This window comes from Nocardioides sp. Soil805, assembly GCF_001429625.1.
In the GTDB taxonomy this organism is placed as follows: Bacteria; Actinomycetota; Actinomycetes; order Propionibacteriales; family Nocardioidaceae; genus Nocardioides.
This window is the reverse complement of the sequence record NZ_LMSU01000002.1, coordinates 643728-663025: the sequence shown is the minus strand read 5'-3', so window position 1 is coordinate 663025 and position 19298 is coordinate 643728. Positions and strand designations below refer to the sequence as shown.

At 73.9% G+C, this 19298-nt stretch carries 20 protein-coding genes; 5 read left to right on the top strand and 15 right to left on the bottom strand.

Features of this window, described 5'->3' with window-relative positions; genetic code table 11:
• Positions 1 to 2: 2 nt before the first annotated feature.
• From ASG94_RS13670 to ASG94_RS13655, 4 genes are all read right to left on the bottom strand, one after another.
• Entirely contained in the window at positions 3 to 857 is an 855-nt protein-coding gene (locus ASG94_RS13670) for an FAD binding domain-containing protein (RefSeq protein ID WP_056926985.1), read from the bottom strand.
• Positions 854 to 3349 carry a xanthine dehydrogenase family protein molybdopterin-binding subunit gene (locus tag ASG94_RS13665; protein WP_056926984.1) on the bottom strand — a complete coding sequence of 832 codons (2496 nt, stop codon included), beginning with the start codon at positions 3347 to 3349 and terminating at the stop codon, positions 854 to 856. Before ASG94_RS13665 ends, ASG94_RS13670 begins: the two co-directional genes overlap by 4 nt.
• On the bottom strand, positions 3346 to 3831 hold the full coding sequence (locus tag ASG94_RS13660; protein ID WP_056926983.1) for a (2Fe-2S)-binding protein: 486 nt from the start codon (positions 3829 to 3831) through the stop codon (positions 3346 to 3348). The genes ASG94_RS13665 and ASG94_RS13660 overlap by 4 nt, the downstream gene beginning before the upstream one ends.
• Positions 3832 to 3940: 109 nt before the next feature.
• The gene (locus ASG94_RS13655) at positions 3941 to 4375 is read right to left on the bottom strand and encodes a MarR family winged helix-turn-helix transcriptional regulator (protein ID WP_156411578.1); all 435 of its coding nucleotides are present in this window, start codon (positions 4373 to 4375) and stop codon (positions 3941 to 3943) included.
• Between the two features lie 102 nt (positions 4376 to 4477).
• On the opposite strand from ASG94_RS13655, the gene sigK reads away from it, so the two are divergent.
• The 3 genes from sigK (at position 4478) to ASG94_RS13640 (ending at position 7477) form a co-directional block, all read left to right on the top strand.
• On the top strand, positions 4478 to 5065 hold the full coding sequence (sigK, locus tag ASG94_RS13650; RefSeq protein ID WP_056926981.1) for an ECF RNA polymerase sigma factor SigK: 588 nt from the start codon (positions 4478 to 4480) through the stop codon (positions 5063 to 5065).
• A 438-nt stretch (positions 5066 to 5503) separates the two neighbouring features.
• Positions 5504 to 6754, top strand: a complete 1251-nt coding sequence (locus ASG94_RS13645; protein WP_056926980.1) for an HNH endonuclease signature motif containing protein — start codon at positions 5504 to 5506, stop codon at positions 6752 to 6754.
• 81 nt (positions 6755 to 6835) lie between these two features.
• On the top strand, positions 6836 to 7477 hold the full coding sequence (locus ASG94_RS13640; RefSeq protein ID WP_056927279.1) for a GNAT family N-acetyltransferase: 642 nt from the start codon (positions 6836 to 6838) through the stop codon (positions 7475 to 7477).
• Positions 7478 to 7492: 15 nt separating this feature from the next.
• On the opposite strand, the gene ASG94_RS13635 is transcribed toward ASG94_RS13640, so the two are convergent.
• Together ASG94_RS13635 and ASG94_RS22000 are read right to left on the bottom strand one after the other, a co-directional pair.
• Positions 7493 to 8008 (bottom strand): VOC family protein, encoded by a 516-nt coding sequence (locus ASG94_RS13635; RefSeq protein ID WP_056926979.1) that lies wholly within the window; start codon positions 8006 to 8008, stop codon positions 7493 to 7495.
• Positions 8001 to 8174 carry a hypothetical protein gene (locus ASG94_RS22000; RefSeq protein WP_162260819.1) on the bottom strand — a complete coding sequence of 58 codons (174 nt, stop codon included), beginning with the start codon at positions 8172 to 8174 and terminating at the stop codon, positions 8001 to 8003. Before ASG94_RS22000 ends, ASG94_RS13635 begins: the two co-directional genes overlap by 8 nt.
• Between ASG94_RS22000 and ASG94_RS13630 the strand changes: the two genes are divergently transcribed.
• On the top strand, positions 8165 to 10978 hold the full coding sequence (locus ASG94_RS13630; RefSeq protein WP_082624176.1) for a LuxR family transcriptional regulator: 2814 nt from the start codon (positions 8165 to 8167) through the stop codon (positions 10976 to 10978). The genes ASG94_RS22000 and ASG94_RS13630 overlap by 10 nt on opposite strands.
• Before the next feature lie 39 nt (positions 10979 to 11017).
• Here the strand turns inward: ASG94_RS13630 and ASG94_RS13625 are convergent, their stop codons facing one another.
• From ASG94_RS13625 to ASG94_RS13605, 5 genes are all read right to left on the bottom strand, one after another.
• Positions 11018 to 11581 (bottom strand): hypothetical protein, encoded by a 564-nt coding sequence (locus ASG94_RS13625; protein WP_156411577.1) that lies wholly within the window; start codon positions 11579 to 11581, stop codon positions 11018 to 11020.
• Between the two features lie 50 nt (positions 11582 to 11631).
• Complete coding sequence (locus ASG94_RS13620) at positions 11632 to 12864, bottom strand: hypothetical protein (protein WP_056926976.1); 1233 nt, start codon at positions 12862 to 12864, stop codon at positions 11632 to 11634.
• 95 nt (positions 12865 to 12959) lie between these two features.
• Positions 12960 to 14096, bottom strand: a complete 1137-nt coding sequence (locus tag ASG94_RS13615; RefSeq protein WP_056926975.1) for an XdhC family protein — start codon at positions 14094 to 14096, stop codon at positions 12960 to 12962.
• Complete coding sequence (locus ASG94_RS13610; RefSeq protein WP_056926974.1) at positions 14089 to 15216, bottom strand: vWA domain-containing protein; 1128 nt, start codon at positions 15214 to 15216, stop codon at positions 14089 to 14091. Before ASG94_RS13610 ends, ASG94_RS13615 begins: the two co-directional genes overlap by 8 nt.
• Entirely contained in the window at positions 15213 to 16094 is an 882-nt protein-coding gene (locus ASG94_RS13605; RefSeq protein ID WP_056926973.1) for an AAA family ATPase, read from the bottom strand. The genes ASG94_RS13610 and ASG94_RS13605 overlap by 4 nt, the downstream gene beginning before the upstream one ends.
• Positions 16095 to 16197: 103 nt before the next feature.
• Between ASG94_RS13605 and ASG94_RS13600 the strand changes: the two genes are divergently transcribed.
• On the top strand, positions 16198 to 16566 hold the full coding sequence (locus ASG94_RS13600; RefSeq protein ID WP_082624225.1) for a DUF2256 and DUF3253 domain-containing protein: 369 nt from the start codon (positions 16198 to 16200) through the stop codon (positions 16564 to 16566).
• Between the two features lie 25 nt (positions 16567 to 16591).
• On the opposite strand, the gene ASG94_RS13595 is transcribed toward ASG94_RS13600, so the two are convergent.
• From ASG94_RS13595 to narI, 4 genes are all read right to left on the bottom strand, one after another.
• Positions 16592 to 17515 (bottom strand): aminoglycoside phosphotransferase family protein, encoded by a 924-nt coding sequence (locus ASG94_RS13595; protein WP_056926972.1) that lies wholly within the window; start codon positions 17513 to 17515, stop codon positions 16592 to 16594.
• Between the two features lie 18 nt (positions 17516 to 17533).
• Positions 17534 to 18097: a nucleotidyltransferase family protein gene (locus ASG94_RS13590; protein WP_056926971.1), complete on the bottom strand. Its 564-nt coding sequence runs from the start codon at positions 18095 to 18097 to the stop codon at positions 17534 to 17536.
• Positions 18098 to 18181: 84 nt separating this feature from the next.
• Entirely contained in the window at positions 18182 to 18514 is a 333-nt protein-coding gene (locus ASG94_RS13585) for a cupin domain-containing protein (RefSeq protein WP_056927277.1), read from the bottom strand.
• Positions 18515 to 18531: 17 nt separating this feature from the next.
• Positions 18532 to 19263, bottom strand: coding sequence for a respiratory nitrate reductase subunit gamma (gene narI, locus ASG94_RS13580; RefSeq protein WP_056926970.1), 732 nt, complete (start codon positions 19261 to 19263; stop codon positions 18532 to 18534).
• Positions 19264 to 19298 lie beyond the last annotated feature (35 nt).

The following is a 19298-nucleotide window of genomic DNA, read 5'->3' as shown; positions in this document are numbered from 1 at the left end:
GCTCACGCCCCCGCGGCGGCGAGCACGGCACGCCGGGTGAGGACCTGGGCCAGGTGGGTGCGGTAGTCGGCCGCGCCGTTGAGGTCGGAGGGCGGGTTGGTGCCCTCCGCGGCACGGGCGGCGGCGGACGCCACGGCGTCCTCGGTGGCGGGCTGGCCGACCAGGGCCTCCTCCACGGACCGGGCGCGCAGCGGCGTGGATCCCATGTTGGTCAGGCCCACGCGGGCCTCCGCGATCGTGCCGCCCTCGACGCGCACGGCCGCGGCGACCGCGACGATCGGCCACTGGTGGGCGACGCGCACGAACTTCTCGTAGTGCGCGCCCCAGCCGGTGTGCTTGGGGACCCGGATCTCGGTCAGCAGCTCGCCCTCGGCGATCGCGGTCTCGAAGAGGTCGACGAAGAACTCGTCGGCGGGCACCGTCCGGGTGCCGCCCGGGCCGGCGATGACGAACTCGGCGCCCAGCGCGAGCGCCGGAGCCCCCAGGTCGCCGGCCGGATCGGCGTGCGCCAGGGCGCCGCCGATCGTGCCGCGGTGCCGGATCTGGGCGTCGGCGAGCTGGTGCTCGGCCTTGACCAGCAGGGCGGCGTGCTCCCCGACCAGCGCGTCGTGGAGCACGGCGTGGTGCGTGGTCATCGCCCCGATGACCAGCGCGTCGCCGTCCTCGCGGACACCGCGCAGCGCCTCGATGCCGCCGAGGTCGATGACCACCTCGGGGGCGTTGAGCCGCATCCGCAGCACCGGCAGCAGGCTCTGGCCGCCCGCGATCACCTTGGCCTCGTCCCCGTGCTCGGCGAGGGCCGCGAGGGCCTCGTCGACGCTCGTGGGCGCGAGGTACTCGAACTGGGTGGGGATCACTGGTTCGCTCCGTCCGTGCGGTCGGTGGTGCCCTGCATGCCGGTGGACTCGTCGAAGTGCGGCATCGCCGCGCCCTCGGTGTCCGTGGTGCCACTGCCCCGGACGTCGTGGATGGCCCGCCAGACGCGCTCGGGGGTGCAGGGCATCTGGATGTCGTTGATCCCGAGGTGCCGGACCGCGTCGACGACCGCGTTGACCACGGCCGGGGTCGAGGCGATGGTGCCGGCCTCGCCGACGCCCTTGGTGCCGAGCGTGTTGGTGGTCGAGGCCGTCGAGTTGTGCTGCACGTCGAAGCTGATCGTGTCGGCCGAGGTGGGCAGCAGGTAGTCGACGAAGGAGCCGGACACGAGCGTCCCGGAGTCGTCGTACACCGCCTCCTCCCAGAGCGCCTGGGCGATGCCCTGGGCGAGCCCGCCGTGCACCTGGCCCTCCACGATCATCGGGTTGATGACGGTGCCGATGTCGTCGACGCAGGTGTACTTGCGCATCAGCACGCCGCCGGTCTCGGTGTCCACCTCCATCGCGCACAGGTGAGTGCCGTGGGGGTAGTTGAAGTTGACCGGGTCGTACGTCGCGTCGCTGTCGAGGCTGGGCTCCACGCCGTCGGGCAGGTTGTGCGCCGCGAAGGCGGCCATCGCGATCTCGGCCATGGCCAGGCCCTGGTCGGTGCCCCGGACGCCGAAGCGACCCGCACTGAACTCGATGTCGTCGACCGAGGCCTCGAGCAGGTGGGCCGCGATCGGCTTGGCCTTCTCGATGACCTTGTCGGCCGCCCGGACGAGCGCCTCGCCGCCGACGACCAGCGAGCGCGAGCCGTAGGTGTCGAGCCCGCGGTGCGAGATCTGGGTGTCGCCGTGCAGGATCTCGACGTCCTCGAACGCCACCCCGAGCCGGTCGGCGACGATCTGGCTGAACGCCGTCTCGTGGCCCTGGCCGTGGGCCGACGTGCCGGTGGTGATCTCCACCTTGCCGGTCGCGAGCATCCGCACGCTGGCGTACTCCCAGCCACCGGCGCCGTAGTTGAGGCTGCCGAGCACCCGGCTGGGCGCGAGCCCGCACATCTCGGTGAAGGTCGAGACCCCGATGCCCAGCTGGACGCGGTCACCGGCCTCCCTGCGCCGCTGCTGCTCGGCGCGCAGCTCGTCGTAGCCGAAGCTGGCCTTGGCCTTCTCGGTCGCGGCCTCGTAGTTGCCGGTGTCGTACTCCAGGCCGGCGACGGTGGTGAACGGGAACTCCTCGTGGGTGATCCAGTTCTTCTCGCGCACGACGAGCGGGTCGACGCCCACCTCGGCGGCGAGCTCGTCCATCAGCCGCTCGATGGCGTACGTCGCCTCGGGTCGCCCGGCGCCGCGGTAGGCGTCGGTCCAGGTCTTGTTGGTGAGGACCGTCTGGCAGTTGAACTGGTAGGCCGGGAACTTGTAGATCGCGTTGAACATGAACGCCCCGAGCACCGGCACGCCACCGCCGACGAGCGAGACGTAGGCGCCGAGGTCGGCGGTGAGCTCGACCTTGAGGCCGGTGACCGTGCCGTCCTTCTCCGCCGAGAGGGTGAGCTTCTGCCACTGGTCGCGCCCGTGGTGGGCGGTCATCAGCGACTCCGAGCGGGTCTCGGTGTACTTCACCGGCTTGCCGAGCCGGCGGGCGACCGCGAACGTGATCATCTCCTCCGGCGTCTGCTGGAGCTTGCCGCCGAAGCCGCCGCCCACGTCGGGCGCGATGACCCGGATCTTGGACTCCGGCACGCCGGTCGTCGCCGCGAGGGCGAAGCGGAGGATGTGCGGGATCTGGGTCGCCGACCACATGGTGATCTGCTCGCCCGTCGGGTCGACGACGGTCGAGCGGGGTTCCATGAACGCCGGGATGAGGCGCTGCTGGCGGTACTCGCGCTCGATGACGATGCCGTCGCCGCGGGCCTTCTCGATGGCCTGGTCGACGTTGCCGCCGGTGCCGGCCTCCTCGGAGTCGAACTTCCAGAACGCGGACTTGTTGGTGCCGAGGTCGGGGTGGGCGAGGACCTCGTCCGCAGCGGACTTCTTCAGGTCCAGGGCGGCCGGCAGCTCGTCGTACTCGACGTCGACCAGCTCGGCGGCGTCGCGGGCGGCGGCCATCGTGCGGGCCACCACCACGGCCACGGTCTCACCGGCGAAGGCGACCCGGTCGGTGGGCATCGGCACGTGGGTCGGGGTGACCTGCTCGGTGGTGATCGCCCAGGCGTTGATGCACACGCCCTGCGCCTCGCCGAGGTCGGCGCCGGTCAGCACGGTCACGACGTTGTCGGCGGCCTTCGCGGCCTCGGTGTCGATCGAGACGATCTTGGCGTGCGCGAACGGGCTGCGGACCATCGCGAGGTGCAGCATGCCCGGGAGGGCGATGTTGTCGGTCCAGCGGGTGCGGCCGGTGATGAGGCGCTGGTCCTCCTTGCGGCGGCGGTCGCGGCCGATCTCCTTGGCGGAGGAGGCGTCGGTGTCCGGGCGGTCCTCGACGGCGGTCACCGGGCACCTCCCGCGGTGGTGGACGAGGCGTGCAGGACGCTCTTGACGATGTTGTGGTAGCCGGTGCAGCGACAGAGGTTGCCCTCCATGCCCTCGCGGACCTCGGCCTCGGTGGGCGTCGGGTTCTCGGCGAGCAGGTCGACGGCCTGCATGATCATCCCCGGCGTGCAGAAGCCGCACTGGAGGCCGTGGCACTCGCGGAACGCCTCCTGCACCGGGTGCAGGTCGCCGCCCTCGTGGGTGTCGGCGAGGCCCTCGATCGTGGTCACCTCGTGCCCGCTGGCCTGGACCGCGAGCACGTTGCAGCTCTTCACGCTGCGCCCGTCGAGGTGGACCGTGCAGGCTCCGCAGTTGCTGGTGTCGCACCCGATCACGGTGCCGGTCTTGCCGAGCTTCTCGCGGAGGTACTGCACGAGCAGCATGCGGGGCTCGACGTCGTCGGAGACCTTGCCTCCGTCGACGGTGAGTTCGATCCTGGCCATCGAGTTCCTGCCTTCACGTAGGTGACGGGCTGTGATGCCCGTCACGCTAGGTGTGCAGGGTTGGCGAATGGTTGGAGCGCTCCCCCACGCCGACCGGGTCGTCGGAGCGTCAGTGGCTGACGCGGTCGGTGAGCAGCCGCAGCGTCGACTGGAGCGCGGAGAACTGCTGCTCGTCGAGGCCCAGCGCTGCCTTCATGTCGCAGTGGATCCGGGTCGCGTGCTGGCGCAGGTCGTCGCCCTTGTCGGTGAGGGAGACGACCACGAAGCGCTCGTCGGCGTTGTCGCGGCGCCGGGCGACCAGCCCGGCGAGCTCCATGCGCCGCAGCAGCGGCGTGAGGGTGCCGTGGTCCAGACGCAGGGCGTCGGACAGGTGGCGGACGGTGCAGTCCCCCTCCTCCCACAGGACGATCAGCACGAGGTACTGCGGGTAGGTGAGGCCCAACGGGGAGAGCGCCGGACGGTACGCCGCCGTGACGGCGCGCGACGCGGCGTACAGGTCGAAGCACAGCTGCTCCGACAGCGCCGGGGTGTCGGTGTCCGCCATGGCGCCCATCCTCGCACGGGGTGCGCTACCTTGAGCCCAATCTGCTTGTGCACAAGGCGCTCGTCGGCCCTCACGTCGACCCCCACGACCCCGAGGACCCCCATGCCACGCGCCACCCACCCCACCGCCGGGACGGCACCTCTCGACCTGGTGCTGGTCGCCGTCGGTCGCGGCGACTCCGCGGCCTTCGTCGAGCTGTACGACGCCGTGGCGCCGCGGGTGCACGGCCTCGCCCTGCGCGTCCTGCGCGACCCGCACCAGGCCGAGGAGGTCACCCAGGAGGTGCTGCTGGAGCTCTGGCGCAGCGGCTCGCGCTACGACCCGGCCCGCGGCAGCGCCCTGGCGTGGACGATGACCGTCGCGCACCGCCGGGCCGTCGACCGGGTGCGCTCGAGCGAAGCCGGGCGGAGACGCGACGCGACCTGGGACGACCGGAGCACCGAGCGCTCGCCGGACGACGCCTTCGAGGTGGCGCACTCCAACGAGAAGGCGCGGACGGTCCGGGGCGCCCTGGCCTCCCTGACCCCCGTCCAGCGCGAGGCGATCGAGCTCGCCTACTACGGGGGTCGCACCCACGCCGAGGTCGCGCAGCTGATGTGCGCGCCGCTCGGGACGACCAAGACCCGGATCCGCGACGGCCTCGCCCGGCTCCGCGACCGGCTCGCCGTCCCGGTCGCCGAGCCGGCGTAGTCGCCGACCTCCCCCTTCCTGACCGCCGGGACACGCCGACCGGGCACTTTCTGGCCGCTGGAACATGCCGACCGGGCACTTTCTGGCCGCTGGAACATGCCGACCGGGCACTTTCTGACGCTTGGGAGGTGCCGAGCGGGCAGTTGCATGCGCTTGGGAGTGGTCGAACGGGTAGTTGTTGTCGCGGACGGGGCGCCGCGCGGGCGATTCCTGGCGCCTGCGAGGCGCCGAGCGGGCACTTCCTGGCACATCCAGCACGCCCCCCTTCCCGGCCTAGGTACGGCGAGAACTCGCGCCGCGGCACCCGTTGGTTTCTCGCCGTGCAGGGATGTCCCCGATTGTGGGTATGCGACTCGAACAGGTGTTCGACTAAGCTGACTGCGTGCAGTCGATCCCGCTCGGAGGGGTCGCGCAGCGGGTGATCAGCGGGGGGCTGACATGACGACCGGACACCTGGTCCAGGAGTGTGGCGAAGCGATCTCAGCCGCGCTGGACAAGGTGGGCCGGGTCGAGCTGATGTACCTCTCGCCGGCCGAGAAGGCGCAGGCGCTGGTGGATCTGGCGCGCTTGGGGTCGCGGGTCGCGTCGACCCGGCTGCGGTTGATGGCGGTGGCCGACGAGGTGGCGGCGGAGTCGGGCGATCGGGACGTCGCGGCGTGGTTCGCCCGCACGGCGCGGGTCGACCGGGGTCCGGCCCGGCGGGACCTGCGCCTCGCTCGTGCGCTCGAGCACCGGTGGACTCTCGTGGCGGACGGCCACGGATCGGGTGAGGTGTCGACCGCGCAGGCCGACGTGATCGCCCGGGCGTTGGACGACCTGCCCGACGACACCCCCTCCGACATCGTGGCCTGTGCGGAGCGGGTGCTGGTCGAGCACGCCGCGACGTTCGCGCCTCACGAGCTGCGGGTCCTCGGGAGTCGGATCCTCGACGTCGTCGCCCCCGAGGTGGGTGAGGAGCACGAACGCAAGAAGCTCGAGGACGATGAGCGGCACGCCCGCAGGACCACGTCGCTGACGACCAGCTCCCACGGCGACGGGACCACCACGATCCGGATCCGGGTCCCCGACGCCACCGCGGGCCGACTGCTCACCTACCTCCATGCGTGGACCAACCCCCGCAAGAACGCCGGCGGCAAGAGCGACCAGGGCGCCGGCGGCGCGGACGACCGAAGCGCGGCTCCGTACTCGGCCCGCCTCGGGCACGCGTTCTGCGACCTCCTCGAGCACCTCGACCCCACCCGGCTCCCGATCCACGGCGGCACGGCGACCACGGTGGTCATCACGATGGACCTCGACTCGCTGATGACCGGCCTCGGGGTCGCGACCACCAGCACCGGCGGCCGGATCACCGCCGGAGAGGTCCGCCGTCTCGCCTGCACGGCCAAGCTCGTCCCCGCGGTCCTGGGCGGGAAGTCCCAGGTCCTCGACCTCGGCCGCGCCAAACGGCTCTACGACAACGCGCAGCGCGAGGCCATGGGCCTCCGCGACGGCGGCTGCCGCGCCGAGGGATGCGACATCCCTGCCGCTTGGTGCGAGGCCCACCACCTCATCCCGTGGTCGAAGAGCGGGAGGACCGACCTCGCCGACGGGCTCCTGCTCTGCTCCCACCACCACCATCGAGCCCACGACGACCGCTACCTCCACGACCGCCTTCCCAACGGCGACCTCCGCTTCCACCGCCGCAGATAGACGAGGTGGCCACCGTTGCCCGGTCGGGTAACCGCCGGAAATGCGTGGCGTGGCGTGTGCACCTCGTGGAAGGGTGCCGCCGTGCTCGCGGACGCCTGGCCCCTGTTCGGACTCACCATCGAGACGCCACGCCTCCGGCTCCGGCTCCCCCGCGACGAGGAGGTCGCCGAGCTGGCACGGGTCGCGGCCGACGGGGTCCACACACCGCACGAACGACCGTTCCTCACGCCGTGGACGGAGGGCAGCGCCGAGGACCGGGCGCACTTCGTCCTCCAGCAGCACTGGGGCGCGTTGGGCGACTGGGAGGTCCGGTCCTGGGCACTCGGCCTCGGGATCTTCCTCGAGGACCGGCCGATCGGCCGCGTCACGCTGCGGGCGCAGGAGTTTCCCGTCGTACGCGAGGTGACGACGTCGTCGTGGCTCGGGCTCCCCCACCACGGTCAGGGGTTCGGCACGGAGGCCCGGGCCGGGGTGCTCACCCTCGCCTTCGACCACCTCGGGGCCGAGGCGGCCGTCAGCGAGGTCTTCCAGGACAACCACGCGTCGCAGGGCGTCTCCCGCAGGCTGGGCTACGAGCCCGACGGCATCTCACGCGACGCCCGCGGCGACGAGGTGCTGGTCTCGGACCGGCTGCGCCTCACCAGCAAGCGGTGGAGTTCCCGCGAGCGGCCCGTCGCCACGATCGTGGGCCTCGACGCCGCCCGCTCGATGTTCGGTGTGTAGCCGAGGAGCCCGGAGTCACGGCACCGACAGCGACTCCAGGTAGTCCCCCAGCCGTGCGTCGATCTCCGCGCGCGGGATCTCCCGGTCCCGGAGCTCGGCGAGCCACGCCAGGGCGATGTCGTTGGAGGCGCTCAGCTCCAGCGCGATGTGGTCGGGGTCCCGGAAGTTGAGATGGTGGCCGAACTCCATGTCCCGGACCGGGGTGTGCTCGACCCCGAGCTCCTCCAGCCGGTGCTGCCACGCAACCAGCTCGTCGCGGCTGCCGACGGCGAACCCGACGTGGTCGAGCCCCGTGTTCAGCTCGGTGAAGGGCGCTCCGTCTGCGCCTTCGTGCCTCACGAGCGCGAGCATGAACGACGTCGGCCGGTGGACGAGGACCCGCGCATGGCCGAAGTCAGCGAGGCGGAGCAGGCCGAGGACGGAGGTGTAGAAGGCCTCGCTGCGGTCGAGGTCGGTGACGGTCAGGCCCACGTGGTCGACGAGGCCGGAGAAGTCCGGGCGGGTGGGCACGGTCGCCGCAGCGTCAGGCACGGCGACCGTCCTCCCCCGTGGCGGACGCGTCACGTCGTACGCCCTCGGACGTGCGCACCACGCGCGGGCCCAGCAGCGGCGGATGCTGCCAGCCGTTGACGTAGGCCCATCCGGGGTGCCGGAGCGACCGGCCGAGCATCTCTAGGATCAAGGTCGATGACTGCACCAGGGCCTCCTCAGGACGACGGCTCACCGGTCGAAGGTCGCACCGGGAGCGGTCCGGTCGCGTCCGGCGAATCCCTCAACCCGACCCCCGCGGTGGTCGGGAGAGACGCGGAGCTGGCCCGGATCGACGCCCTCCTGTCGGACACCGCGGACCACGGGAGTGCCGCGCTTCTCATCGAGGGCGACCCCGGAGCCGGAAAGACGACACTGCTCGGCGCGGCCCGGTCGCGCGCGAGCGGCTTCATCCACCTCGCGGCGACCGGGATCGAGGCGGAGTCCCACCTGGCCCACGCAGGGCTGCTCGAGCTGCTGCACCCGCTGCGCCACCTGATGCCCGAGGTGCCGGAGGCACAGGCCGGGGCGCTGCGGGCCGCGCTCGGCTGGTCGCCGCGGGCTGGTTCGGCGGATCGCTTCCTGGTCGGCGCGGCGACCCTCTCCCTGCTCGCCGCCGCCGCCGAGCGGCAGCCCGTCCTGGTGGTGGTCGACGACCTGCAGTGGCTCGACGAGGAGTCGTCGGTGGCCGTTCTGTTCGCTGCCCGCAGGCTCGGACCCGACGCCGTGGCCTTCGTGCTGGCCGGTCGTGCCGGCGCCATCCCGTCGGGGCTCGTGCACGACGTACCCGTCCTGTCCCTGGGCGGCCTCACCGCCACCGCCGCCGCCGCGCTGCTCCCGCGCGCCACCTCCGCGGGGGTCCGCGCACGGCTGGTCGCCGAGACGTCCGGCAACCCCCTCGCCCTGCTCGAGGTGTCGCGCCGGTTGGACGCCGCCCAGCTCCTGGGAACGGCCGCGCTCCCCGACGTGCTGCCGGCCGGCGAGCGGATGCGGACGTGGCACGCAGCCTCGGTGGTGCTCCTGTCTCCCGCCGCCCGGCGGACTGTGCTTCTCCTGGCCCTGTCGGGCACGTCGACCGCCGGTACCGACGTCATGGTCGCACCCTCCCTGGACGAGGCACGCGAGCGCGGCGTGCTGGTTCTCGAGGGCGGTCAGCCCGCGTTCCGCCACCCCCTCCTGCGCAGCACCGTGCTGGAGCTCGCCACACCAGAGGAGCGGCGCGAGGCCCACCGAGCGCTGGCCGACGCGTTGCCCGAGGGCGACCGGGCCCGCACCTGGCACCGCGCCGAGTCCACGATCGGCGCCGACGCCCGGGTGGCCGACGACCTGGAGCGGCTGGCGGTGGCGGACCGGGACCGGCTCGGGTACGCCGCGGCCTCCGTGGCACTGGAGCGCGCCGCGACGCTCACCGACGACCGCGACGTGGCGGCCCGACGGCTGGCCGGTGCGGCCCACGACGCCTTCGTGGCCGGGGACGTCACGCGCGTCCGGCGCCTGGTGGCCCGGGTGCTGGCCCAGGACGCACCCGACCGCGCCCGCGGCGAGGCGCTCTTCACGCTCGGGATGCTGGAGCAGTACGCCGGGTCGGTCCCCCGGTCGGTCGAGCACCTGGACGCCGCCTCCCGCCTCCTCGACGGCCCGCTCCTCGTCCGGGTGTTGACCGAGCTGGCGGCGGCCCGCTTCCGCCTCAACGACGTCGCGGGGTTGGTGGAGTGCGCCCGGCGCATCGACGCGGTCGCCGAGCTCGCGGACCCCGAGCAGCAGCTGCTCGCCGCCTTCACCGGCGGCGTCGCCCTCGTCCTCACCGGGGACCCGGTCGCCGGCGTGGCCCGGCTCGCCGACGTACGACGGCTGGCGAACCATCCCGCCCTGCGGCACGACGCCCGGGCTCTCCTGCTCATGGCCCTCTCGTGCGGGTTCACCGGGCAGCTGGACGACGCGGTGGCGGTGGGCTCACCCCGCCTGGAGGAGCTGCGCCGACAGGGTGCCGTCGGCGTGCTCGTGCCCCTCCTGGCCATCCGTGCCTCGGGCCGGGCGTGGCTCGGCGACCACGCCGGCGCCTTCGCGGACGCGGGGGAGGCGGCCGAGCTCGCCGCGCACCTGGGGTACGCCGCGGACGCCTCGGTCGCCGAGGAGATGCTCGCCTGGCAGCAGGCCGCCCGGGGCCTGCACGACGACGCCCGCGCCTCGCTGGCCCGGGCCAGGACGCTCACCGACCGGGCGGGCACGACGACCGCCGCAGCGCACCAGGCCCTGACGGCGGCGTTCTGCGCCCTCTGCCGCGGCGACCTCGAGGAGACCGTCGAGCTGCTCGAGGCACGCATCGAGGTCGACGGCGGCGTGGGGTCGTCGGGTGAGCCGCTCGGGATCGCACCGCTCCTGGTGGAGGCCTACACCGGTCTCGGGAGGGCGGACGACGCCCGGGCGCTCACCACGCGCTACGCCGCCGCGACGCCGGCGTCGGCGCCCGCGCTGTCCCTCGCCCTGCTGCACCGGTGCGAAGGCTGGAGCGCAGCCGACGAGGACGAGGCCCGCAGCGCGTTCGAAGCCGCGCTCGCGGCCCACACGCGGGCGGCCGACCCCTTCGAGGAGGCGCGGACACGTCTCGCCTACGGCGGTCGGTTGCGGCGGACCGGGCAGCGGATCGACGCCCGCGAGCAGCTCGACGCCGCGGCTCGCGCGTTCTCCTCGATGGATCTCGACCACTGGTCCGACCTCGCCGGGCGGGAGCTGGCGGCCACCGGGGCCACGGCCCGTCGCAGGTCGACCCCCGGCGATGCACCCCTGACCTCTCAGGAGACCCGGGTGGCGCTGCTCGCGGCGCAGGGCCTCTCCAACCGCGAGATCGGGGCCGCGCTCTTCCTGAGCCCCAAGACGATCGAGCGGCACCTCAGCAGTGTCTACCGCAAGCGCGGCTACCGCTCGCGCACCGAGCTCGCGGCGGCGCTCGCCCGCCGGGCAGCGTCACCGTGAGCGCCGCTCGGGTCGCCGGCGTGGCCCGAGCACGGGGGCCTACTCCGCTGCCTGCTCCTCCTCGACCCGGCGCTTGATCCGCCCGAGCCCGGGGAGCTTGCCCAACATCTCGTTGAGCTCACGCGAGACGTCGAGCAGGTCGTGCAGGTCGGGGGCCACGGTGCCCAGGGTGGTCATCACCGGCAGCACGTCGCGCTCGACCCGCTCGGTCAGCTCGGGCAGGTGGTCGATGAGCTGCACCAGCGCCGCGACCTCCTCGGGGTGCGTGGTGTCGGCCAGCGTCTGGAGGGTGGGCTGCAGCGTGGTGAGCGGCGCCTCCAGGAGGTCGAGCAACGTGGCCAGCCGCGCGACGAGTCCGTCGGAACGCGCGACCAGCACCTCGGCGCGGTCCACGACCCCGCCGGCGCGAGCCGAGACACCGGCTGCGTCCATGGTCACCGCCTCGACCTGGTCGACGGCCGACGACGCCCGCACGAGCAGCACCTCAGCCTGGTCGAGCAGGGCCAGGACCCGGGGCACGGCCCCGAGGAGCGCGTCCACCTGGTCCGCGCCCCTCTCGAGGGCGGCGAGGAGGTCACGGGGTCCGGGGACGGGCAGACGCATGAGCACTTCCTATCAAGGGGCCTGTCAAGGGGCCTGTCGAGCAGCGCCTGTCAGCGCTCGGCGACGGCGAGCCGACCGCGGAGCAGCGGCTTGGCGGGGTGGTCGCTGAGCCCGAGCCGGTCCAGGCAGACCTCGACGACGTGCGTGTCGTACGGCGCCAGCTCGCTGTAGCGCAGCACGGCCTCGGGGTCCGGGTGGGCCAGCAGCGCCTCGCGCATGCTCACCGCGAGGAAGTCCCCCATCTCCACGAGGGCCGGGGCGTTGGTGCCCGGGAGCAGGTCGCCGCCGTACGCCGCCACGGCACCGCGCACGTCACCTCGCCGCAGCAGCACCTGCACCTCGTCGATGTCGGTGGCGACCGGCAGGGTCAACCGGTAGGGACGCGAGGCCAGCTGGCCGCCGAGGGCGGAGCGCAGGTGGGAGACCTCGGCCTTGAGCGTCGAGGTGGTGACGGCGGAGTCGCCGTACAGGAGGGAGTGCAGGTGCTCGAGGGACAGCCCCTGGGGGTGCATGGCGAGCAGCGCCAGGATCTCGGTCTGGCGCCGGTTGAGCAGCAGCCGGCGTCCGTCCAGCCACGCCTCGGCGGTGCCGAGCAGCGACAGGGTGAGGCCGGGCTCGGCGGGCGCGACGGGGGTGAGGCCGGTCCGCCGTCCGGTCGGCATCGCCGTCTCGATGAGGCGGGCCATGACGCGGGCGGTCGCGAGCCCGATGGGGTGGGTGCGGTCCCACGTGGTCGAGAGGTCGATGACGCCGAGCTGCTCGCCGCTGACCGGGTCGTGCACGGGCGCGGCCCAGCACACCCAGTTGTGCACGATCGAGGCGTAGTGCTCGGCGCTGAACACCATCGACGGGTCGCCGGTGCGGCTGGCGATGGCCAGTGCGTTGGTGCCGACGCTGCGCTCGTCCCACCGGCCGCCGGGCACGAAGTTGACGGTCTCGGCCTTGCGCCGCATGACCCGCCCGCCGTAGGTCCACAGGATGCGCGTCTCCGGGTCGGTGACCGCGATGACCAGATCGCCGTCCTCGGCGGTGCGCCGCAGCTCGGCCTCGACGCGCTCGACCGCGGTCTGCAGCGGCGAGTTGCGCCAGAAGGCCGCGGTGTCCGACTCGTCGGCCAGCGGCGCCTCGGTCAGGTGGGGCGTGACGGCGCCGTTGGACAGCTGCCAGCTGTCGCGGATCTCGGGTCGCACCCGGTCGCCCGCCTCGTCCCCGAGCTCCACGAAGGAGGTCCACGCCTGCACGGCCTCGAGCCGCCGGTCCCGGAGGTCGCGGTCAGAGCTCATGGTCCCCCACACGTGTGCTGCGCTGTTCGGGTGTGACGCTGGTCACCGTAGCGCGGCGGACCTGAGCGCGTCAGCCGTGCGGATCGGCGGTCTGGTCAGCGGGGGACGTGCGGGTCCTGGTGGATGCGTCCGCTGGAGGTGGCGAGGCGGTGACCGGTGCCACCCCACTGCCGCGCGACGATCTCGGCGGCGATGGACACGGCGGTCTCCTCCGGGGTGCGCGCGCCCAGGTCGAGGCCGATCGGGCTGCTGAGCCGGTCGAGCTCCTCGTCGGTCAGTCCCGCGTCGCGCAGCCGCTGCATCCGGTCGTCGTGCGTGCGCCGCGAGCCCATCGCGCCGACGTAGGCCACCTCGGGCAGCCGCAGGGCCACCTCCAGCAGCGGGACGTCGAACTTGGGGTCGTGGGTCAGCACGCACAGCACCGTGCGACGGTCGACGTGTCCGGCCGCGACCTCGGCGTCGAGGTAGCGGTGCGGCCAGTCGACGACGACCTCGTCGGCCTCGGGGAAGCGGCTGGTGGTCGCGAAGACGGGCCGCGCGTCGCACACGGTGACGTGGTAGCCGAGGAAGGAGCCGACGCGCGCCACGGCCGCGGCGAAGTCGATGGCGCCGAAGACGAGCATGCGCGGCTTGGGCGCGAAGCCCCAGACGAAGACACGCATCCCCTCACCCCGGCGCTCGCCGTCGGGACCGTAGGTGAGGGTGGCGTTGCTGCCGGCCGCCAGCAGGCCGAGGGCGTCGTCGTGGACCGCGTCGTCGGCCCGCGGTGAGCCGAGCGAGCCCTCGGCGTCGCGGTCGGGGCGGACCACCATCCGCCGGCCCAGCCAGGCCGGATCGGGGTGGTCGATCACGGTGGCCAGCGCCACCGGGCGTCCCGCCTCGATGTCGACCGCGATGGCGCCGAGCTCGGGGAAGGTGTCGCGCGAGACCTTCTCGACGTACACGTCCAGGATGCCGCCGCACGTGAGGCCGACGGCGAAGGCGTCGTCGTCGGACACGCCGTACCGCTCGAGGACCGGCGCGCCGGACTCGACGACCGACTGGCCGAGCTCGTAGACCGCGCCCTCGACGCAGCCGCCCGACACCGACCCCACGGCGGTCCCGTCCGGGCCCACCAGCATCGAGGCTCCCGCGGGGCGGGGAGCCGAGCTGAAGGTCGCCACCACGGTGCCGACGCCGACGGTCTCGCCGGCCTCCCACCACGCCATCAGCTCGCCCAGGACGTCACGCACGACCGACCACCTCCACGAGCTCGGCGAAGGCCGCCAGCGAGTGGCCGGCCACGAAGTCGTCGCAGTGCGGGAGGGCGGCCGAGATGCCGCCCTGCACCGGCTCGTAGCCGGCCTTGCCGCGGTGCGGGTTGACCCAGACGACGCGGTGGGCGATCCGGTGCAGGCGGGCCATCTGCTCGCCGAGCAGGGCCGCGTCGCCGCGCTCCCACCCGTCGCTGAAGACCACCACGACCGAGCCGCGGGCCATCCCGCGCTGGCCCCAGCGGTCGAGGAAGACCCGCAGCGTCTCGCCGAGCCGGGTGCCCCCCGACCAGTCGGGGACGGCCTCGCCCGCGGCGACCAGCGCCCGGTCCGGGTCGCGGTGGTGCAGCGCTCGGGTCACGTGGGTGAGGCGGGTGCCGAGGGTGAAGACCTCGACCCGCGGCTGGGCGCTCACGAAGCGGTGGGACAGGCGCAGCAACGCGTCGGCGTACCCGCTCATCGACCCGCTGACGTCGACCAGCAGCACCACGCGGCGGGGCCGGACGCGGCGTCGCCGCCACGCGAGGTCGCCGGGCTCGCCCATCCGGCGCAGCGAGTCGCGCAGGGTGCGCTGGGCGTCGATGCGCCCGCGGTGCCACGCCTGGTGCCGGGCGGTACGCCGCGTGGGCGCGGTGGGCCGCAGGCTCGCGAACATCGCGGCGAGCCGCTGCTTCTCCGCGGCGTCCATCGTGGCCACGTCGCGGTGGCGCAGCACGTCGGAGGTGGTGGCCGCCGCACGGAGCACCTCCTCGTCGGCGGACTCCCCCTCGCCGGGGGCGTCGATGCTGGGCAGCGCGTCCGCGGGCGGCACGGCCAGCTCGTCGCTCGTCCGGCGACGCGGGAGCTCGCCGCGCGGGTCGAACCACGCCTCGAAGACCTGGTCGTAGCGGGCCAGGTCGTCCGGCCCGGCGCACAGCGTGGCGCGGCCGGCCCAGTAGGTGGCGCGACGGTCCTCGAGCCCGACGAGCGCGGTGGCCTCGAGGAAGCCGTGGGACCGGTCCTGGGTCACCGGCACGCCCGCCGCCCGCAGCGCCCGGGTGAAGCCGAGCAGGAGCGGCACCGCGTCGTCGGGTGCAGCGACAGGCGGGGTGGACGTCACGACGCGAGCATCCGGTCCAGCGCCTGGCGGACCCGCTCGCCGTCCTCGCGGTACTTCACGAGCGCGCCCAGGGTCGCCGCGGCGGTCGCGAGGTCCAAGTCGGTGGTGCCGAGGTGGTGCAGCGCCCGCGCCCAGTCGAGCGTCTCCGCGACCCCCGGCGGCTTGAGCAGGTCGTCGCGCTCGCGCAGCTGCTGGACCACGGTGACGACCTGGCGGGCCAGGGTGTCGGACACCTCGGGCGCCCGTGAGCGCACGATGTCGACCTCGCGCTCCAGGCCCGGGTGGTCGATCCAGTGGTAGAGGCAGCGCCGCTTGAGGGCGTCGTGCAGCTCGCGGGTCCGGTTGGAGGTGAGCACGACGAAGGGCGGCGTGGACGCCGTCACGGTGCCGAGCTCGGGGATGGTGACCTGCCAGGTCGAGAGCACCTCGAGCAGGAACGCCTCGAACTCGTCGTCCGCGCGGTCGACCTCGTCGATCAGGAGCACGGCGGGGGCCTGCTGCAGCGCGGCCAGGACCGGGCGGGCGAGCAGGAAGCGCTCGTCGTACAGGCTCTTCTCGGCGTCCTCCGCGCTGCTGCCGGCGCCGGCGGCCTCGAGGGCGCGCAGGTGCAGGATCTGGCGTGGGAAGTCCCAGTCGTAGAGCGCCTGGGTGGCGTCGATGCCCTCGTAGCACTGGAGCCGGACGAGCGGGAGGTCCAGCGTGGCGGCCAGCGCCTCCGCGAGCGCGGTCTTGCCGGTGCCGGGCTCGCCCTCCAGCAGCAGCGGGCGCTGCATCCGGGCGGCGAGGAAGACGATGGTGGCGAGCTCCTCGTCGGCGAGGTAGCCGATGGCCCCGAGCCGCGCGGCGACGTCGGGGGCAGAGCCAAGGCCGGTGTCCATGTCGGTCAGGCTACGACCCGGACGTTGGTCGGACGTTGGCGTCCGGCATCCGTGACGCGGCATCGACGCCGGCGGCGTGGGAGCGCCCGGCACACTGGCCCGGGTGAGCACCCCGGAGCCCAGGACCTGCGCGTCGTGCGGGCGCACCATCGAGTGGCGCAAGAAGTGGGAGCGCGACTGGGACTCGGTGCGCTACTGCTCCGCGGCCTGCCGTCGTCGACGCACCTCACCGCAGGACGAGGCGCTCGAGGCGGCCGTCGCTGACCTGCTCGCCCGCAGCAGCCGGGCGACCGGCATCGCCGCCTCGGACGCCGCCCGCGCGGTCGGCGGCGACGACTGGCGCGAGCTCGTCGAGCCCGCTCGGCGGGCCGCCCGGAGGCTGGCCGCGGCCGGGGAGGTCGAGATCGTCCAGGGGGGCCGGGCGGTCGACCCCTCGACGGCGCGCGGGGAGTTCCGCATCCGTCGCCGCTGAGCCCCGTCGCCGCCGAGCCCGTCGTCTACCCGAGCAGGTGCTCGGCGGTCGCGAGGAACGGCCGCCCCACCCGCTCGGCGCCGAACGACGTCACGTAGAGCCCCGTCGACACCCGCTCGAGGAACGCCCACGCCCACACGCGTCCGGGATCGGTGCCGGTCCGCTCGGCGACCAGGTCGCACCATCCCTCGAGGCGCGTCCGGGCGTCCGGCCCGGTCAGGTGCGAGCACCAGTCGCGCAGGACCACCCCCGCGTCGTACGCCGGGTCGCCTCGGAAGCCGTCCGGGTCCACGAACACGTACCCCGCCGGGGCACCCTCCCGCGGCGAGAGGACCGGCAGCGCGTTGCCCGGGTGGGCGTCCCCGTGGAGGACGACGGCGCTCGCCGGGTCGTGCCCGGCGAGGGCGTCCGCGTGGTCGAGGGCGGTCCGCAGCACCCGACTGTCGGTGGGCCGCCCGAGCCGTTCGTCGAGCTCGGTCACCAGCGCACGGAGCGAGACCGCCTTGTCCTCGCCCGGGGGCACCGCGTCGATGGGCAGCCGCCACGCCTCGCGCAGGGTGTCGGCCAGCAGGCCGATCGCACGCTCCGGCCGGCCGGGCGTCTGCGCCAGCGCCGGCCCGAGGGCCTCGAGCAGCACGGCGTCGTGCTCGGGGTCGTGGCGGTGCAGCAGCGCGTAGCCGCGGCCCGCGGCGGCGCGGAGCACCCGCGCCTCGGCGACGAGGTCGTGGCCCGGCACCCCGACCTTCACCACGCGCTCGTCGCCGCCGGGGGTGGTCGCCCGGCAGACGTACGACGCGCTGCCGCCGGGCAGCGGGCCGCCCATGCGGACGCCCCAGCGGTCCTCGAGGGCCAGCAGCCGGTCCGGGAGACCCCGGTGCCAGGCGGCGCCGGCGTCCCCCTGGCCGGCGAGCTTGGCGCGGGTCAGCGGCTGGAGCCGCGGGGCAGTCATCGGGGGCTCACCGGGCGCTCACCGGGTGTCCCGGTCCCGACCGGTCGCGAGGTCCCCGCACTCGACCAGGGTCACGTCGTGCCCGGCGAGGTAGGGCTTCGCCCCGACGTCGCCGTGCAGCGTCGCCACCAGGGGTGCGAGGTGGTCTGCCCCGAGCAGGACCGGGTGCCCCGGCTCCCCGTCGTACGACGCCCGCGCGAGCGCCGCGGGCCCGGTGCCGGCCGCGAGCACCCGGGCCACCACGGACGCCCCCACGTCGGGGAGGTCGACCAGGGAGACGAGCACGGTGTCGGACCCGCCGGAGGCGTCGGCCACCGCGAGCAGCCCGGCACGCAGGCTGGCTCCCATCCCGGAGTCCCAGTCGTCGGCGACGACGACCTCGACCGGCAGGTCCGCGACCAGCACCCGGGCGTCCTCGGCCCCCGCACCGAGCACCACGTGGACCGGCCCGCAGCCGCCGTCGAGGAGCACCCGGACCGACCGACGCAGCCAGGACGTGCCGTCGGGGTCGTGCACGAGGGCCTTGGGGGTGCCCATCCGGCGGCCGGCGCCGGCGGCGAGGAGGAGCCCGGCGGTCGTCATGCGCTCACGGTAGACGGACCCGTGGGCCCCTTGTGTGTGGCTTCGGTGCCACCCGCTGACCCCGGAGCCACACCGACGGGTCGCTCAGGCGCGGGTCGCGACGGTGAGCAGCACCGCCGCGTCCGTCGCCGCGTGCAGGTCGTGGCGCCGCGGCGGGATCACCACGTGGTCCCCGGCCGTCCCCTCCCAGACCTCGTCACCGGCGGTGAGCCGCACCGTGCCCACGAGCACCTGGAGGGTCGCCTCGCCCGGGGCGTCGTGCTCCCCCAGGGTGTGTCCGGCGGCCAGCGCGATGAGCGTCTGCCGCAGGTCGTGCTCGTGGCCGCCGTGCACCGTGACGGCGGCCCGGCCGCTGCTGGCGGCGCGAGCCTTGTCGAGCTGGTCCTCGGCCAGGCGGGTGAGCGACGTGGATCTCATCGGGGACTCCTCGGTGGTCATGAGCCGACCTTGTCCCAGCCGCGCCGCGGGACGCGGCTCCCGGGCTGGGCGTCGTCGCGGCTGCGGTAGACGATGTAGGGCCGGGTCAGGTAGCCGACCGGCGCGCTGAAGACGTGCACGAGCCGGGTGAACGGCCACAGCGCGAAGAGGCCGAAGGCCACCAGCGCGTGGAGCTGGAAGCCGATCGGCGCGTCGGCCATCAGCTCGGCGTCGGGCTGGAAGGCCAGGAACGAGCGGTACCAGACCGACACCCCCTCCCGGTAGTTGTACTCCCCGCCGAGGCTGAAGACGGAGCCCGCGACCGTGTTCCACATGCCCAGCACGATGGCGGCGCCGAGGAAGGCGTACATCACCTTGTCCATCCTCGTGGTGGCCGAGAACACCGGCCCGACGGTGCGCCGCCGGTAGATCAGGATCGTCATGCCCACCAGCGCCATCACGCCCGCGACGAGACCTCCGAGCACCGCGACGTAGTGGTACAGGTGGTCGTCGATCCCGATCGCGGCGGTCCACGAACGCGGCACCAGCAGGCCGATGACGTGGCCGCCGACGACCCCGAGCATGCCGAAGTGGAACAGCGGCGAGCCGAGCCGCAGCAGCCGGTCCTCGTAGAGCTGGGAGGACCGGGTGGTCCACCCGAACTTGTCGTAGCGGTAGCGCCACAGGTGCCCGACGACGAAGACCGCCAGGCACAGGTAGGGCACGATCACCCACAGGAAGGTGCTCATCGGGGTCCCCGCGGCGATGCGAGCGAAGCGAGCAT